Here is a 16,023-nt window from a genome sequence, read left to right on the forward strand (position 1 = left end):
CTTTTTAGTAAACGTTTTTATAAACTTTTCCAAAATCGAAGAATTCATTTTCATTTCAAATTTCATATCCCTAAATTTATTTTTCTAAAAAAAGTAAATAATCCGCATATGACTTTAGAAGAATATAAAAAAGAATTTAACGAAGATGATGCAGTCGGCTGGCTGGAAATCGATAAAGAATTTGATCGTTTATATCCAGGACAAGAACCCAAACATTTTGCTCCTGCAATAAATTATATGCTTGGCGGTGAACATCCGCTTGACGGGGTAAGTTATTACGAAAGTAAAAACCAAGAAAACCATTATCATTTTATTACTTACGGCTTTTCTGAATTGTATTACAATGAAGAAAAAGTAGACGGAGAATTCAGTAAATGGGGATTTGAATTGACTTTTAGGCTTAAACCATTTGAAGCCGACAACGGAAATCCGAGCTGGGTTGTGGCTTTACTTCAAAATATTGCAAAATATGTTTTTAGCAGCGGTAATTGGTTTGAAGAATTTCATTACATGCCTGCAAATGGCCCTATTCGTCTTGATACTGAAACTGATATTACGGCATTGGTTATTATTGCGGATCCTGAAATTCCAAAAAAACAAACACCTCACGGCGAAGTTTCTTTTTTACAAATTGTTGGAATAACAACTGAAGAATACGAAAATATCATTGCAAATCCGGAAACCGTCGAAGAACTGGTTTCTAAATTAAAAGAAAACAATCCTTTGTTAATTACAGATTTAAATCGAAAAAACTAAAAATACCTACAAGCCAAAATGATTAATTATAATAACAAAATCTTTAAACCTGTAAGCAATACAGAAAACGGAGAAACTTCTAGCGAAACTGCTTTTCATTACAAACAAAACGGCAGTATTTTGACTTCTGAATATTCTGGCGGAAAAATTATTTCGGGGCATTTAATTGGTTTGGTAAATGACGAAGGTGAAATCGAAATGCGCTACCATCAGGTAAACGAAAAAGGAGAATTAATGACTGGAATCTGTACTTCTAAACCCGAAATTTTAGAGAATGGAAAAATCAGACTTCACGAGACTTGGCAGTGGACTTCTGGAGATCTTTCTAAAGGAAATTCTGTTTTAGAAGAACAATAAAACCTTTTTTCATAATTTTATAAGGAATTTATACCAACCTAAAAGCAATTATTATGAAAACTGAAATCCAGAATTACAATAATGCTCAAACCGATTCGGACAAAGAAATCTGTGATCTTTTGTATGAAATTATAAATGATAATTTGGCTGAAGCCGAAAATAAAATCTGGCACGCACATCCGGTTTGGTTTCTCGACGGAAATCCGATTGTGGGTTACAGCAAACTAAAAGGTTCTGTTAGATTATTATTCTGGAGCGGTCAATCTTTTGAAGAAGAAAAATTGCAAAACGAAGGCTCTTTTAAAGCGGCAGAAATGCGTTATACAGAAATTTCGCAGATCAATAAAGAAGATTTGAAAAGGTGGCTGGAGAAAGGCAGGGAAATCCAATGGGATTATAAAAATATTGTGAAACGAAAAGGAGTTTTAATCCGATTAAAATAAAAAAGAACTCAAAAACAACTACAATCAAAATGAAATTTTTAACCGCCGTAACTTTTTTATTTATAACCCTAAACACATTTTCTCAAAATAAAATGCGACCTGTAAACGAATTAACAAATAACAAAAATCTAGGCTGGAAAGATATTCAGGAATGGTCTGGCAAAGCGACAAATAAACTGGAAATTCTTCCTGCAGATCCTCAAAAAGCTAAAGATGCTTTATACCAAACGCAAGTAACTACAGATTCTGCAATGGGAGCTGTAATTTATAAAACGGGCGGTATTTTGGTAGATGACGGCTGGATCAGGATTTTGGGTTCTGGAAATGCAAAATTAGATCGAAGTCTTCCTGGATGGAACAAAGGAAAATCGTTTAAAGAGTTTGGCGAAAAACCTGATTTTCTATTAGTTGCTGATGATGCATTGGGCGGTTTCTTTATTTTAAACGGCGGCGCGCTTGGAACAGATTTAGGAAAAATGTATTATCTCTCGCCAGATAACCTGCAATATGAAGCGCTTGACATTTCTTATTCGGAGTTTTTGTTATTCTGTTTTAATAATGATTTGAATAAATTTTACGAAGGCAGCCGATGGGAAAAATGGAGAGAGGAAGTCTCTAAATTAAACGGAGATAAAGTCTTTAATTTTTATCCATTTCTTTGGACAGAAGAAGGTCAGGATATTAACAAAACATCTCGAAAAATAATTCCGGTTGAAGAGCAATACGGTTTTAATATCGATATTAGAAAGCAAATGGGACTTTAGTTTTTTTTTAAAGTCGCAAAGCTTCGGAGGTTCAAAGTCACAAAGGTCTTTCATAATCCAAAATTGTATTTAAAAACATCATTTGAAATGAAAAGATAATTCTTACGCAACTATTTCATAAAAACGGCATCTTTTAATTAAACCAAAATAATTAAAACCATGAAAAAAATGCTATTATTAATTGCGTTAGTTGTTATAAGTTCTTGCTCAAACGATGACGCAGCAACAACTTCTCAAAAAAATCTTCAAGGTAAATGGAAATGGACAGGATCAAGCGGTGGATTTGCTGGAACTACTGTTACACCAAAACCAGATGAAGTCATTGTAATTGAATTTTCAGGTTCAAATTATAGAACGTATAAAAACGGTGCTCTAATCTCGGACGCCCCATTTGAAATAAAAACCGAATCTTCTATTTTTGGAGATGACAGGCCGACGATAGTAAGCAGTAATCCTGATAAATATTTTATAAGAATGTCTTTTTCATTTGAAGGAAACAAACTGTTTTTAGCCCAAGAATGTTATGACTGTTTTGGATCGAGTTATGTTCGGGTAAAATAAAAGGACAAGACTTTAGCATGATTTTAATTTGTAACTTTAGATACATCAAAAACGATCTAAAACACTTAAAATCATGCTAAAACAAATTATACTTCTGCTATTTCTGCTTTTAGGTATTACAATTTCTGCTCAAGAAACCAGTTTTATTGCACCCGATTATAAGGCAATAGAAAAAGAAATATCTAATAAAAAATCGACTTATTATTATCCGAAATTAATGGAGCGTTTAATAAAAAACGACACACTTTTAACTCATGACGAATTTCGTCATTTGTATTTTGGCTATTTTTTCCAACCCAAATACAATGCTTTTTGGCAGTCTCCTGATGAAAAGAAGCTTAGAGAATTTTATAATAAAGATACTCTTGGCGTGGCTGATTATGACGAAATTATCAAATTAGCAAATCATTCGCTGAGTGACTTTCCATTTGATTTAAAACAGCTGAATTATCTGGCTTATATCTATCATCTTAAAGGTGACGAAGAAGCTGCTAAAACGGCGTCGTATAAGTTTCACAATATTATGAATGTGATTTTTTCTTCTGGTGATGGAAAACAATGTGAAACTGGTTTTCATGTTTTGCTGGTTGAACATGAATATGTTATGCTGAATCTTTTTGATATAAAATCTAATTCGCAGTCACTAGTGGATAATTGCGATTATCTCGGTTTCGAAAAAGGCAAATACAAAGTAGATGGCATTTATTTTAATATTGAAAAAATGCTCGAAAATGAGAGTAAATCTTTGAAATGATTTTTTTATAACTACATAGGCGTTAAGACGTAAAGATCTAAAGTTTTTAAAACCTCGTATTTTATTTTTTTTACAGTTTTTCAAACTGTTACGCAACCTTTTGTAAATATTTTCATCTTTTAATAAACCAAATATATGTAACCAGATGAAAAACTATTTACTATTATTTACATTATTGATCTTAACTTCATGCAGCAATAACAGTGATGATGCACCTAAAACGAGTCCTAATGCTATTTCGATGGCAAAAAACGTACAAGGAAAATGGAGATGGATCGGAACTAAAAATGGTGTTGACGGAACAATCTCTACTCCCAACTCAACAAATACAACTATTATTCTTGAATTTTCGGGTTCTAAATTTAAAAAGCATGTGGATGAAGCTTTGGTTATGGATACGAAATTTGAGATAATATCTCAAGTTCCGAACGGCGAAGAAATTCTATCACTTGTTACAATGGGTCACCAAAAAGTTACCAGCAAGTCCGCACAAATTCTTCCTGACACTAGTAATGAAATTATTAAAATTTCGGGTAATAAATTAAGTTTAAGCCTTCCCTGCAATCAATGTAATAGCTCTGAATATACTCGAATACAATAAAAAAAAATAAACAAGATGAAAAAAATAATTACTTTTCTATTTAGCATTGTTCTTTTTACAAGCTGTTCCAGTGATGATGATGACAAACAAAATCCAGTTGTTGGAAAGTGGAAAATGGTAAAGATCGAAACGCTCGTTCATATAACAAATACCAAAAGCTCCGAAGATGTTTCTAATCAAAACATTACTTATACATTTGATAGACGTTCTAATTTAACTATTAATAAAAATGGTCAGATAGAAAGTTATAAGTATCAATATAAAATAGATTATCTCGGTGGAGGGATGCCTGGAGAACCCAAAACCTCATTTGTTATTGTAAATGATGCAAAATGGACCTATCAAATAGTAGACGGAAAAATGGTTTTAGGATCATCCTACGTCGACGGTTCTGATTATTTTTTTGAGAAACAATAGTTGTTTTTTTTAGCTGCAAAGGCGCAAAGTTTCAGAGACACAAAGTTTTTTTTTAGATAAAAGATTGTCTTTTAAAAAACTTTGTGCCTTTGTGCCTTTGCGCCTTTGCTACAAAATTTATGTCTTAATTTATTAGAAACAACGAATTGCTGAATAAAAGAATTCCGTTTTCCCAGAAACCTCTAAAAAGCGGATTATCCATCATATAAATTACATTTCCGTCTCCTCTTCTATCCACTGCAAAAGATACTGTTTCAGGCAGTTTCTTCTTAATGTCATTTCCAACAAAACCATAACTCAAAAAGTTCTTCGGAATATAAGCAACATTGATGGCATTTTTTAAAAGTGAAAAGGATCTTTCATTGGTTTTTAAACTAAAATAAGTGTTGCCGAGACCAAATGCCATTGGATAAGTTTTATCTAATTTATTTTCGATAATTGCGCCAGGAATTGTACCTGAGATTTCTCTTCGTTCAGAACCTTCAAAGTCTAAAAAGCGTTTTTTAAGTTCGATTTCTCTTTGCTCTTTCTCCGATTTTTCTTTGTCTTCTTTGCTGGCAAACATACTTAAAGCGTAACCTTCACGATCCTGAAATAAAGAAATGGCGTTGCTCATAGCAATGACTTTTCCTCCGTTTTTAATCCAATCATCAATTTGTCTTTTCTGATCGTCCGAAAAATCATAAGAACCATCCGAAAGTATTAATGTATTGTAATTGTATAATTTAACGCGATTGAAATTAGCTGTTTCTACAATACTTACAGGATATTTTATAACCTCATCCAAGTAATGCCAATTGGCTCCAAATTCTGTCGAAACGATTCCTTTTCCAGAAAGCATCAGGATTTTTGGCGCTTTCAAAAGAACAAAGTTTTCGCCTCCAATATCTTTCGAATTAGTCGAAAATCCTGTCGAAATAAAACTATAATCCGATTTGATTTTAATGATTTCACTGACCGTTTTTTCAAAATCAGCAATTTTCGGATTGTCCGCTCGGCTGATAATTAAACCGCCCGGCTCTATTGTTAAAGTACCAAAAACAGCTTTTTTCATTGCCGAACGCACTTTTATACTCGCCTGATGCAATGCAGAAACTACTTGAGCAGAAACTCTGCTGTTCCAAGGAACATAAAATGCATAAACACTTTCGGGAATAGTTTTGGGAACAATTTCAATTGAACTTTTTGTTTTTAGAGCAAGTGCATTTTTTACCGCATAACCTTCAATTCCGTAAGCCAAAGGCAATGCCCAAGCCGTTATATCATAAGATAAACTATCATTTAATTTTTGATTTGGTTCGAATAAAACCTGCGCCAAAACAGATCTTGGCTGATCTGCTTTTATAAGCAAATCATTTGGCTCAATTTTAAAACTCTCTATTTTCTTATTTTGATAATGAAAACCCGAAGCGCTTGCAGATGCATCGGCGTAACTAAATTCAATGTCGTTCTTTTTCAGCAATTCAGCCAATTGTTCGACTTTTGCATTGCTTTTCAAAACATAGGTATTGTAAATTCCCTTTGCTTTTTTGCGGGCATTTGCATGAAAATCTCTAAAACCTTTAAGCAATACTTCCTTTTGCGAAGCCGCACTTTCTACAACTGTCAATACTGCCGTTGCATGATGCGTTAAACGGTCTTTTATCGTCACATTTGTACCATTTTCCATCGTCACTTCGCGCCCCGCTCCTATTCCGCCCTGTTCTAATGTTAATCCGACAGCGCCGTTATACGTTGGATAAGTATCTCCGTAACTCGGATAAAACAAATCAAAACGTTCTCTGGTATTGTACATCCAGTTTTGTTTGTCGAATTTCTGCGAAATATTTTTCCCTAAAACATTATGAAAATCTTTTTGATACTGCTCAATAAATTCATGAAGCGGTTCTGCAGCAGGCGGAAAAAAGTAAGGCGAATTATAACTCATTTCATGCACATCAGTATGAACCTGAGGCATCCATTGGTTGTATAATTTTAAACGTTGCTGCGATTCTGCCTGCGTCTGCCAAGCCCAATCTCTGTTTAAATCAAACAGATAGTGATTGTATCTTCCGCCCGGCCAGACTTCCATATGTTCACGATCGTACAAACCCGGATGCGTTTTTTTTCCCGAAATTTCTCTAAGCCAGTTTCCGTAACGAGAATAACCGTCTGGATTAATACACGGATCGAGAACTACAACTGTATTTTTGAGCCATTGTTTTGAGGTTTCATTTGACGGATTTAAAAGCTCGTAAGCAACTGTCATCGCACTTTCTGTTCCTGCAAATTCATTTCCATGAACATTAAAACTAAGCCAGACAATAATTTTATCTTCAACTGCAGCATTTTTCGCTGTCGAAAGTCCGATAGAGGCCAAATTATTATTTCTGATTTGTTCCAGATTTTCTAAATTTTCTGGAGAAGAAATAAAGTAAACATTCAAATCACGCTGTTCATTCGTTAAGCCGTATTGTTGTTTTTTAATCAATTTTGAATTCTCTGTCAGGTATTTAAAATAATCTTCAACCTGATGATAATAACTGATCTGTTTTCCGTAACTTGGAATAAATTCTGTAGGAGATTTTAGCTGTGCCAAAGCTGAAATTGAAGTAGTTATAAAAAATAACGCAGCGTAAAAGTTTTTTGTCATAATAGGAAATGGTTTGCAGTTGGTTAAAAATAAGAATTAACTTTATATAATCTCAAATTCCTGTTAAATATTAGCATAATGGATCAATCTTTAAAACAAATACTTTGGAGACAATTTGGAGCGAGTATCGATATGCTCAAAAATGCTATTGAATTATGTCCAGAATCTCTTTGGGACACAGAACAGCAATTTGGCTATAATGCTTTTCATTGTACTTTTTTTCTGGATTATTATTTAACCCTCGATCCAGTAGGTTTTACTCCGCCTCCACCTTTCTCATTATCTGAATTTGAAGATCGGCTCCCTGAAAGAGTTTATACCAAAGCAGAAGTTCTTCATTATTTACAATTCTGCCGTGAAAAATGTAAAAATTTAATTGGTACTATGACAAATGAAATTTATGAGAGTGATTGGATAAACGAATCTAAAACCATGAAATATAATGTAGTTGAAATTCTACTTTACAATATGCGCCACGTACAGCATCATGCAGCACAGTTGAATTTAGTACTTCGAGAAAATATAAATGATGCTCCTCACTGGATCCGTCATGCAAAAGATACTTTTTAATTTTATACCAATGAATATACTAATAGTTTACGCTCATCCGAGTAAAAAATCATATACTTTTCAGGTTTTAGAAAGACTGAAATCAGTTTTAAATACCGAAGACTTTGAAGTCGAAATCTCCGATTTATATGCTTTAAATTTCCAAAGTGATTTGTCTGAAGAAGAATACGAACGCGAAGGTTTTGCTAGAACGGAACTTCCTATTCCTGCTGATGTTTTGGCAGAACAGGAAAAAATAGAAAAAGCCGACTGCATTATTTTTCTTTATCCGGTTTGGTGGAGCGACTGCCCTGCAAAACTAAAAGGCTGGTTTGACCGTGTCTATTCTGTTGGATATGCTTACGGACAAAACGAAACTTCAAGAAAAATGAAAACCGTACCGCTTGGATTGGTTATTTGTACTGCCGGTCATCCGAATGAATTTCTTAACGAAACCGAAATCGCACCAAGCATGGTCAAAATTATGCTTGAAGACCGTCTCGGGAAACGTTTTGAGGAAAAAGAAATGATCATTCTCGGCGGTACTTTAGAACTAGAAAATGTAATGACAACCCATTTTCAGGTCATTGATAAAATTCCGGAGAAAATTAAATTGCTAAACGAAGAATTTTATGACGTTTAATGTCTATTTTTATCGAAAATAATTTAAACATCAATACAATAATGATAGAAAACGACGCATTAGAGAAATCAGTTTTTGAAGAAATTCCAACAGAAAAAATTTATTCCGAAAAAGCCATAAGAATAACGACTTTCTTAGCAGGTCCACTCGTAGCGGGTTATTGTATTTCAGAAAATTTTAAAGTTTTTAATGATTTAGAAAAAGCAAAAAAGACCTGGCTTTTAACTATTCTTCTATCTGTATTAATTATTTTATTGGCTTGCTTATTACCCGAAAATATCCCAACATTCATTTTTCCGATTATTTACGTTTCGATCACGTCTTATTTTCTAAAAACATATCAAGAAAAAGACATTCAAAAACACGTTAGCAATGGCGGCGAAACTTATAACGGCTGGAGAATGGTGGTTATTGGTTTAATAAGCGTATTGGCTCTTTTTTCTGTGATTCTAAGCGTAGTAATGCTTGCCGATTATGTTTAATCAAAATTCCAAAGCTTAAATTCCAAATTCCAATAAAAGAATAAATCTCTGTCCGAAACAGCCCTTAAATTTGTCTTTTACGCACCTTAATCATTTGATTTTTAGATTGTAAATTTACTTTATTAATTTCTAAATCATTTATAATGAGCGCACAAGATTTTACTACAACACTATTGGTTGATCAATCACCAGAAGTTGTTTTTAAAGCCATACAAAATGTACGAGGCTGGTGGTCTGAAGAAATAGAAGGAAAAACAGCAAATCTTAACGATGAGTTTAAGTATCATTATGAAGATGTACATCGCTGTAAAATCAAACTAATCGAAGTGATTCCGAATCAGAAAATCGTCTGGCTGATCGAAGAAAATTATTTCAGTTTTACAAAAGATGATACCGAATGGACGAATACGAAAGCCGTTTTTGATATTTCAAAAAAAGACAATAAAACGCAATTAGTTTTCACTCATATCGGATTGGTTCCAGAATATGAATGCTACGAAGTCTGCAAAGGAGGCTGGACCAATTACATTCAAAACAGTTTAAAGAAACTAATTATGACTGGAAAAGGCGAACCAAACGCTACTGGAAAACCACAAACCGAAACTGAACGAAAATTATCCGAGCGCTAATTAAACTCTAGCTCCAATTGTCTATTTTTTACGCTTAATGCTTTTTTTGATTGTGTCTTTGTTTCCATTTTGCTTAGGATCTGACGACGGTGTGTACGAAGCTCCATCATTTGCACTGTGCCCGGGACCACTTCCTGTTCCTGTACCTTTAGTTTCATCATTTCCAGCTGTGCTTTCGGCGCCTGTAATGGGTCCAGATTGTTCACCTCCTGAATTCGCATCGCCAGAACCTGCAGAGTGGTTATTGGTTGATTGAGTTCCTGCCGTTTGATCGTTTGTCACTGCAGAACTATTAGTTGTACTTGCAGTATCATTTGGAGTTTCGGCAGCTGCGTTTTCAGAATTTGGGTTATTGTAAACTTCATCACTGTAGCCATCCTGTTTTTTACATGAAAATAAAAAGCAGGTCAGAATAATCCCCAATATAACTGTTAATTTGATTTGATTTTTCATAATATAAAAGTTTGGTTTATATGATTTTCAAATGTAGATTAAGCATAACTTCTTATCTTATAAGATTTCCTTTTTATATTACAGCTTTACCTCTCAACACTCAGATTTTCTTTATTTTACCTATGACTCTGAAATAAACAGTTCTCTAATTAGAATTAAACTGTAATAAATAAATTAGGTAACTAATTATCCCAATTATCTAATTGTCCAAATTATCTAATTATTTTTTTTTGGCTAACACAATAATAGATTTGGCTAAAATAAATCTGCCAATCCAAAGCAACTTTGTACCAATCAAAAAAGTACAAAGATGAAAATTACTATTACAGGTTCTTTAGGGAACATCAGCAAGCCATTAACTGAAGAGTTAGTGCAAAAAGGTCACATTGTTTCAGTCATCACCAGCAGTGTCGACAGGCAAAACGAAATCGAAAATTTGGGTGCAAAAGCATTGATAGGTTCAGTAAACGATTTAGATTTCCTTACTAAAGCTTTTACAGACGCAGACGCTGTTTATTGTATGATTCCGCGCACCAATTATTTTGATCCCAATCTGGATTTAGATGCTTTTACACGGGAAATTGGAAATAATTATGCAAAAGCTATCCAAAAATCGGGTGTAAAACGTGTTGTTTTTTTAAGCAGTATTGGCGCACATTTAGTAAAAAACTCAGGAATTATTCAGCGTTACAACGAAATTGAAGGCGTTTTGAACCAGCTTTCAGATGTTTCGATTACCTTTATGCGTCCGACCTCGTTTTTCTATAATTTGGATGCCTATATTCCGATGATAAAAAACACAGGAAGTATTTTTACCAATTACGGTGCCGGTGAATTGATTCCGTGGGTATCACCGCTTGATATTGCAGAAGCAATTGCGGAAGAACTTACAGCTCCAACCGGGAAAAAAATACGTTATGTGGCAAGCGAAGAATTAACAGGAAACGAATCTGCAGCAATTTTGGGCGCTGCAATCGGAAATCCAGATTTAAAATGGGTTTTAGTAAGCGACGGACAAGTTTTAGAAGGATTAATAAATGCCGGAATGCAGCCAAAAATCGCTGAAGGTTTAGTCGAAATGTACGCTGGACTTTACAACGGAATATTGGGCGAAGATTATTATCAAAACCGCCCAGCCGAAATGGGAAAAACAAAACTCGCAGATTATGCAAAAGATTTTGCACGTAAATACAATCAGTAATTAACTTGTCTTATGGCTGTTTCTCAACCGCATCGAATAAAAAGTATCAGCGAATTTCACGAGTTTCGAGATTTGCCAAAACCTGAGCATCCGCTTGTGAGCGTTTATAATTTTGAAGATCTCAAATATCTTAACAAGAACGAACCCAAAAGTCTAATACTAGATTTTTATTCAATAGCGTTAAAGAAAAACGCTAATGCAAAAATGCGTTACGGCCAGCAGGAATATGATTTTAAAGAAGGTGTTTTACTTTTTATCGCGCCAGGACAAGTATTTTCTATTGAAGGAAATTCCGAATTACAGCACACTGGATATTCATTATTAATTCATCCCGATTTTCTTTGGAACACGCCGCTTGCACAGAAAATCAAACAATATGAATATTTTGATTATGCCGTTCACGAAGCTTTACATCTTTCTGACAAAGGGCAAAAAATGATTCTGGATATTCTAAAAAACATCCAGAACGAATATCAATCTAATATTGACAAGTTCAGCCAAGATGTAATTATTGCTCAAATAGAATTGCTTCTTACTTATTCGGAGCGTTTTTACAACAGGCAGTTTATTACCCGAAAAATAAGTAATCACGAAATTTTATCACGCTTAGAAAAACTGCTGGAAACCTATTTCAGCAGTGATTCTTTGCAAAAGAAAGGCTTACCAACTGTTCACGAAATAGCTGAAAATCTAAATTTTTCGCCAAACTATTTGAGCGGTTTATTAAAATCGTTAACTGGACAAAGCACGCAGCAGCACATTCACAATAAATTGATCGAAAAGGCCAAAGAAAAACTTTCGACCACCAATTTATCCATCAGCGAAATTGCTTTTGAATTGGGTTTTGGGCATCAACAGTCTTTTAGTAAATTATTCAAAACCAAAACAAACGTCTCTCCGATTGCTTTTAGGCAGTCTTTTAACTAAAACATTTCGGTAAATTCAATTCATATTTTTCATAAATTTAGTCCAACTAAAAACCGAAAGATATGAATCCATTTTTTAGAAATACTTTAGCTGTACTTCTTGGTCTTATTGTGGGAAGCGTTGTTAATATGGGAATTATTACCATCAGCGGTTCTATAATTCCACCGCCAAATGGCGCAGACGTTACTACTGCCGAAGGTTTAAAAGCTACGATGCATTTATTTGAACCTAAACATTTTATTTTTCCGTTTTTAGCACATGCACTTGGTACTTTTGCAGGTGCATTAACAACAGCTTTAATCGCTTTTAATCATAAAAAGAAATTGGCATTGTGTATTGGAGCATTCTTTTTGTTCGGAGGAATTGTCATGATTTTCACGCTTCCGTCTCCAATTTGGTTTTCATTGGCCGATGCCGTTTTAGCTTATATTCCGATGGCATATTTGGCGGCAAAAATTGCTTTAAAAAAGAAAAACTAAAGACAATGGCAGCTCAAACAAAAATAAAACCCGCCAAAAAATGCTACGAACATCTTGGCGGCAAACTGGGAGAACTTCTTTTAGAAAACTTTGCAGACAAAAACTGGATTGCCAAAAATAACCCGGCCGACAAGCATTTTTATATTACTGAATTGGGAGAAAAAGAGTTTACAAAACTTGGAATTGATCTTTCTAAAATAAAATCTGAAGAAATATAGTTTTTTGATTTCACGCAGCTTTAAAATGATTTTTTAATTAATTAAATCTGTTTATAAAGTCTGTAATTTTATAACTTTCAGATTCATTTTTGCAAAAAAACAAAGCGCTAATTTTCTTACCTTAGTCTACTTTAAAATTTTGAATTATGACTAAGAAAGAAATTGCTAAAAACTTCTTGAATCTCGCTGCAAGCGGACATTCACATGAAGGTTTTCGATTGTATGTAGGAAAGAATTTCAAACATCACAACGCTTATTTTAAAGGAGATGCTGACACTTTAATGCTGGCAATGGAAGAATCTGCCAGAACCAACCCAAATAAGACTTTTAAAATTCATCATGTTTTGGAAGACGGTAATTTAGTTGCCGTTCATTCACACTTAAAACAAACTCCGGTTGATGTAGGTTTTGCAGTAGTTCATATCCTTAAATTTGAGGGAGAAAAAATCGTCGAGCTTTGGGATTTAGGACAGCCTGTTCCCAAAGATACCATTAATGAAAATGGAATGTTTTAAATAATCATAATTTCAATTAGACATCAACAATAAACCAAAACAATAAATAGCAAACCTTTTAAATGAATTCAATTTTCAGATTTACTGTATTAACCGTTCTTTTTTTATTTTCAAATTGTAATTCATTTGCACAAAAAACAGCAGATCTTTCTGTTCAAATTGACAGCACTCTGACGGCATCTTCTCCTAAATTTAATGGAACGATTTTAATTTCTCAAAAAGGAAAAATAATTTACAGTAAAGCTGTCGGTTTTGCTGATTTTGACACAAAAGTGCCTTTAAAGATGGACAGTCAATTTGAAATTATGTCTAACACCAGACAAATTACGGCTGTTTTAATTTTGAAAGAAGTAGAACAAGGCAAAATAGATTTGCAGACTCCAATCAAAAAATACCTGCCAAATCTAAAACAAAGCTGGGCAGATTCTATAACAGTTCATCAATTATTAAATCATACACACGGAATTGTTGATCCAAATAAACCTCTGGCTTTTAGACCAGGAAGTCAGTTTAAATATGGTAATGAAGGGTATCCTTTTCTAGGGCTGATTATTGAATCTGTTACTAAAAAGCCTTACGCGGAAGTGGCTGGCGCTCTTTTTAAAAGTCTTAAAATGAAGAATACTTTTTGTTATTCTAAAGACAATAATCTAAATTTGGTTACGGGTTATATGAATGAAAATGGTAAATTAGAAAAAGCAGAAAACTCTTTAATTACTCCCTATAAAGTTCCATCTGCTGGAGTAATTTCAACCGCAAATGATGTGTTGATTTGGAATAATAATCTTCATAAAGGAAAAATCTTAAAACCTAAAACGTATCAATTAATGATCCACTATACTATTTTGGCACAGCATAATGTTTTTGGAAAAGAAAAAGTCGGCTATGGTTACGGACTCAGAATTGTTGACAAATAATCTCCTAAATATTATGGGCACACTGGTCTAGGAGATGGTTTTTCTTCTTTAAATTTGTATTTCCCAGAAAATGATGTGAGTATGATTGTATTAGAAAATGAAATGAATGCAAATTCTGATTTGTTTTATAAAATGGGAATTAACATCAAAAAACTGCTTTTGAAAAGTGATTTGTTCAACCAAAAACAATAAAAATGGCAACCAATAAAACTACCGAAACCCAAGATAGTGTTACTGATTTTATTAACGCTGTTGAAAACGAAGCCAAAAGAAAAGATGCTTTTGAGCTTCTTAAAATACTACAAGAAGCAACAGGTTTTGAACCAAAAATGTGGGGACCAAGTATTATTGGTTTCGGAAGTTATCATTATAAATACGATAGCGGTCATGAAGGAGATGCGCCGTTAGCCGGTTTTTCGCCTAGAAAAGCGGCAATGACCGTTTATTTTTATCTGCCGGAGGAAAAGAAAGAAGAATTTTTATCGAAACTCGGAAAACATACCTCTTCTAAAGCTTGCATATACATTAAAAAATTAGCTGATATTGACATAGAAATCTTAAAAAAGATCGTTTTGCTTTCTATCGAATACACTTTAAAATTATATCCTCCAAAATAAAAAATGATCACATTCTTAATTTTAATAGCCCTTTTTTTAATTGCCTTTTGGGGTTTTATGCAACAACCGAAATTCGGAAAAGCTCCTTCTGGTGATAGATTAAAGCTTATTTTGAATTCGCCTCAGTACAAAAACGGAAAATTTGAAAATCAGAATTACACGCCGGATCTTGCCGAGGGAGTTAGTTATTTTTCGATGTTTTATGAATTCTTTTTCAAAAAAGTAGAAAGAAAAACTCCAACCGATTTGATTCCGTCAGTAAAAACAAATTTATTAGCACTTTCGCTGGATCAAGATGTTTTGGTTTGGTTCGGACATTCTTCTTATTTCATACAATTGGCAGGAAAGCGTTTCTTGATCGATCCTGTTTTTAGCGGCAACGCCTCGCCTATTCCCGGCACGACAAAATCGTTTAAAGGAACAGATATTTATACCGTTGATGATCTTCCAGAAATTGATTATTTACTGATAACGCACGATCATTATGATCATTTGGATTATGAAACTATTCTAAAACTCAAACCAAAAACAAAAAAAGTAATCACGGCTCTTGGCATTGGTTCACACTTTGAGTTTTGGGGTTTTCCTGCAGAAAATATTATTGAAAAAGATTGGTTCAACAAAGTAGCATTAGATCAAAATCTAACACTTTATACCGCTCCATCAAGACATTTTTCGGGAAGAAGTTTTAAACGCTGCAACACGCTTTGGACTTCATTTATTTTAGAAACAAACGATTTCAAAATGTATTTGGGCGGTGACAGCGGTTATGATTCTCATTATAAAGAAATCTATGAAAAATATGGTCCGTTTGATATTGCTCTTATTGACAACGGCCAATATGACGAAAAATGGAAATACATTCATAATATGCCGGAAGATGTCATAAATGCAATGAAAGATTTAAAACCTAAACGGGTTTTGCCTGTTCATTCTTCTAAATTTGTTCTGGCACTTCATCCTTGGGATGAACCTTTGAAAAGAATAACAGAATTGAATCAAAACCTTGAAAATCCTTTTCCGTTAGTTACTCCGATGATTGGTGAATTGGTCGAACTCAGAAATGAGAATCAGCAGTTTAAAAAATGGTGGGAAGGTATTCTATAAA

The 16,023-nt window shown here is 33.8% G+C and carries 22 protein-coding genes; 20 read left to right on the plus strand and 2 right to left on the minus strand.

The features are described from left to right. Positions 1-108 precede the first annotated feature (108 nt). From ACFSC2_RS06700 to ACFSC2_RS06735, 8 genes are all read left to right on the plus strand, one after another. Positions 109-756, plus strand: a complete 648-nt coding sequence (locus ACFSC2_RS06700; protein ID WP_379817090.1) for a suppressor of fused domain protein — start codon at positions 109-111, stop codon at positions 754-756. A gap of 18 nt (positions 757-774) precedes the next feature. Further along, complete coding sequence (locus ACFSC2_RS06705) at positions 775-1,113, plus strand: avidin-fold protein (protein WP_379817089.1); 339 nt, start codon at positions 775-777, stop codon at positions 1,111-1,113. 53 nt (positions 1,114-1,166) lie between these two features. After that, positions 1,167-1,556 (plus strand): DUF1801 domain-containing protein, encoded by a 390-nt coding sequence (locus ACFSC2_RS06710; protein ID WP_379817088.1) that lies wholly within the window; start codon positions 1,167-1,169, stop codon positions 1,554-1,556. 29 nt (positions 1,557-1,585) lie between these two features. Beyond that, positions 1,586-2,320, plus strand: a complete 735-nt coding sequence (locus tag ACFSC2_RS06715; protein WP_379817087.1) for a DUF2625 domain-containing protein — start codon at positions 1,586-1,588, stop codon at positions 2,318-2,320. A gap of 159 nt (positions 2,321-2,479) precedes the next feature. After that, positions 2,480-2,881, plus strand: coding sequence for a hypothetical protein (locus tag ACFSC2_RS06720; RefSeq protein ID WP_379817086.1), 402 nt, complete (start codon positions 2,480-2,482; stop codon positions 2,879-2,881). 73 nt (positions 2,882-2,954) lie between these two features. Then, entirely contained in the window at positions 2,955-3,635 is a 681-nt protein-coding gene (locus ACFSC2_RS06725) for a DUF4919 domain-containing protein (RefSeq protein WP_379817085.1), read from the plus strand. 145 nt (positions 3,636-3,780) lie between these two features. Continuing rightward, positions 3,781-4,236, plus strand: a complete 456-nt coding sequence (locus ACFSC2_RS06730) for a hypothetical protein (RefSeq protein ID WP_379817084.1) — start codon at positions 3,781-3,783, stop codon at positions 4,234-4,236. 15 nt (positions 4,237-4,251) lie between these two features. After that, positions 4,252-4,653, plus strand: coding sequence for a hypothetical protein (locus tag ACFSC2_RS06735; protein WP_379817083.1), 402 nt, complete (start codon positions 4,252-4,254; stop codon positions 4,651-4,653). A gap of 124 nt (positions 4,654-4,777) precedes the next feature. Here ACFSC2_RS06735 and ACFSC2_RS06740 read toward each other — a convergent pair whose 3' ends face one another. Next, complete coding sequence (locus tag ACFSC2_RS06740; RefSeq protein ID WP_379817082.1) at positions 4,778-7,285, minus strand: M14 family zinc carboxypeptidase; 2,508 nt, start codon at positions 7,283-7,285, stop codon at positions 4,778-4,780. 78 nt (positions 7,286-7,363) lie between these two features. Here ACFSC2_RS06740 and ACFSC2_RS06745 point away from each other — a divergent pair, with 78 nt between their 5' ends. The 4 genes from ACFSC2_RS06745 (at position 7,364) to ACFSC2_RS06760 (ending at position 9,588) form a co-directional block, all read left to right on the plus strand. Next, on the plus strand, positions 7,364-7,855 hold the full coding sequence (locus ACFSC2_RS06745; protein ID WP_379817081.1) for a DinB family protein: 492 nt from the start codon (positions 7,364-7,366) through the stop codon (positions 7,853-7,855). A 10-nt stretch (positions 7,856-7,865) separates the two neighbouring features. After that, complete coding sequence (locus tag ACFSC2_RS06750; protein ID WP_379817080.1) at positions 7,866-8,477, plus strand: NAD(P)H-dependent oxidoreductase; 612 nt, start codon at positions 7,866-7,868, stop codon at positions 8,475-8,477. Between the two features lie 41 nt (positions 8,478-8,518). Then, positions 8,519-8,959, plus strand: a complete 441-nt coding sequence (locus tag ACFSC2_RS06755) for a hypothetical protein (protein ID WP_379817079.1) — start codon at positions 8,519-8,521, stop codon at positions 8,957-8,959. A gap of 143 nt (positions 8,960-9,102) precedes the next feature. Next, positions 9,103-9,588 carry an SRPBCC family protein gene (locus tag ACFSC2_RS06760; protein WP_379817078.1) on the plus strand — a complete coding sequence of 162 codons (486 nt, stop codon included), beginning with the start codon at positions 9,103-9,105 and terminating at the stop codon, positions 9,586-9,588. Positions 9,589-9,609: 21 nt separating this feature from the next. Here the strand turns inward: ACFSC2_RS06760 and ACFSC2_RS06765 are convergent, their stop codons facing one another. Next, the gene (locus tag ACFSC2_RS06765) at positions 9,610-10,041 is read right to left on the minus strand and encodes a hypothetical protein (protein WP_379817077.1); all 432 of its coding nucleotides are present in this window, start codon (positions 10,039-10,041) and stop codon (positions 9,610-9,612) included. A gap of 310 nt (positions 10,042-10,351) precedes the next feature. Between ACFSC2_RS06765 and ACFSC2_RS06770 the strand changes: the two genes are divergently transcribed. From ACFSC2_RS06770 to ACFSC2_RS06805, 8 genes are all read left to right on the plus strand, one after another. Next, entirely contained in the window at positions 10,352-11,242 is an 891-nt protein-coding gene (locus ACFSC2_RS06770) for an SDR family oxidoreductase (RefSeq protein WP_379817076.1), read from the plus strand. 12 nt (positions 11,243-11,254) lie between these two features. Next, the gene (locus ACFSC2_RS06775; protein ID WP_379817075.1) at positions 11,255-12,169 is read left to right on the plus strand and encodes a helix-turn-helix domain-containing protein; all 915 of its coding nucleotides are present in this window, start codon (positions 11,255-11,257) and stop codon (positions 12,167-12,169) included. 62 nt (positions 12,170-12,231) lie between these two features. Beyond that, positions 12,232-12,648, plus strand: a complete 417-nt coding sequence (locus tag ACFSC2_RS06780) for a hypothetical protein (RefSeq protein ID WP_379817074.1) — start codon at positions 12,232-12,234, stop codon at positions 12,646-12,648. Positions 12,649-12,653: 5 nt separating this feature from the next. Then, on the plus strand, positions 12,654-12,866 hold the full coding sequence (locus tag ACFSC2_RS06785) for an ArsR family transcriptional regulator (RefSeq protein WP_379817073.1): 213 nt from the start codon (positions 12,654-12,656) through the stop codon (positions 12,864-12,866). Between the two features lie 146 nt (positions 12,867-13,012). Next, on the plus strand, positions 13,013-13,381 hold the full coding sequence (locus tag ACFSC2_RS06790; RefSeq protein WP_379817072.1) for a nuclear transport factor 2 family protein: 369 nt from the start codon (positions 13,013-13,015) through the stop codon (positions 13,379-13,381). A gap of 62 nt (positions 13,382-13,443) precedes the next feature. Next, positions 13,444-14,298 carry a serine hydrolase domain-containing protein gene (locus ACFSC2_RS06795; RefSeq protein WP_379817071.1) on the plus strand — a complete coding sequence of 285 codons (855 nt, stop codon included), beginning with the start codon at positions 13,444-13,446 and terminating at the stop codon, positions 14,296-14,298. 194 nt (positions 14,299-14,492) lie between these two features. Further along, complete coding sequence (locus ACFSC2_RS06800; protein ID WP_379817070.1) at positions 14,493-14,915, plus strand: DUF1801 domain-containing protein; 423 nt, start codon at positions 14,493-14,495, stop codon at positions 14,913-14,915. A 3-nt stretch (positions 14,916-14,918) separates the two neighbouring features. Next, positions 14,919-16,022, plus strand: a complete 1,104-nt coding sequence (locus ACFSC2_RS06805; RefSeq protein WP_379817069.1) for an MBL fold metallo-hydrolase — start codon at positions 14,919-14,921, stop codon at positions 16,020-16,022. The last annotated feature ends 1 nt before the right edge of the window (position 16,023 follow it).

It is taken from the genome of Flavobacterium artemisiae (assembly GCF_042678225.1).
GTDB lineage: Bacteria > Bacteroidota > Bacteroidia > Flavobacteriales > Flavobacteriaceae > Flavobacterium > Flavobacterium artemisiae.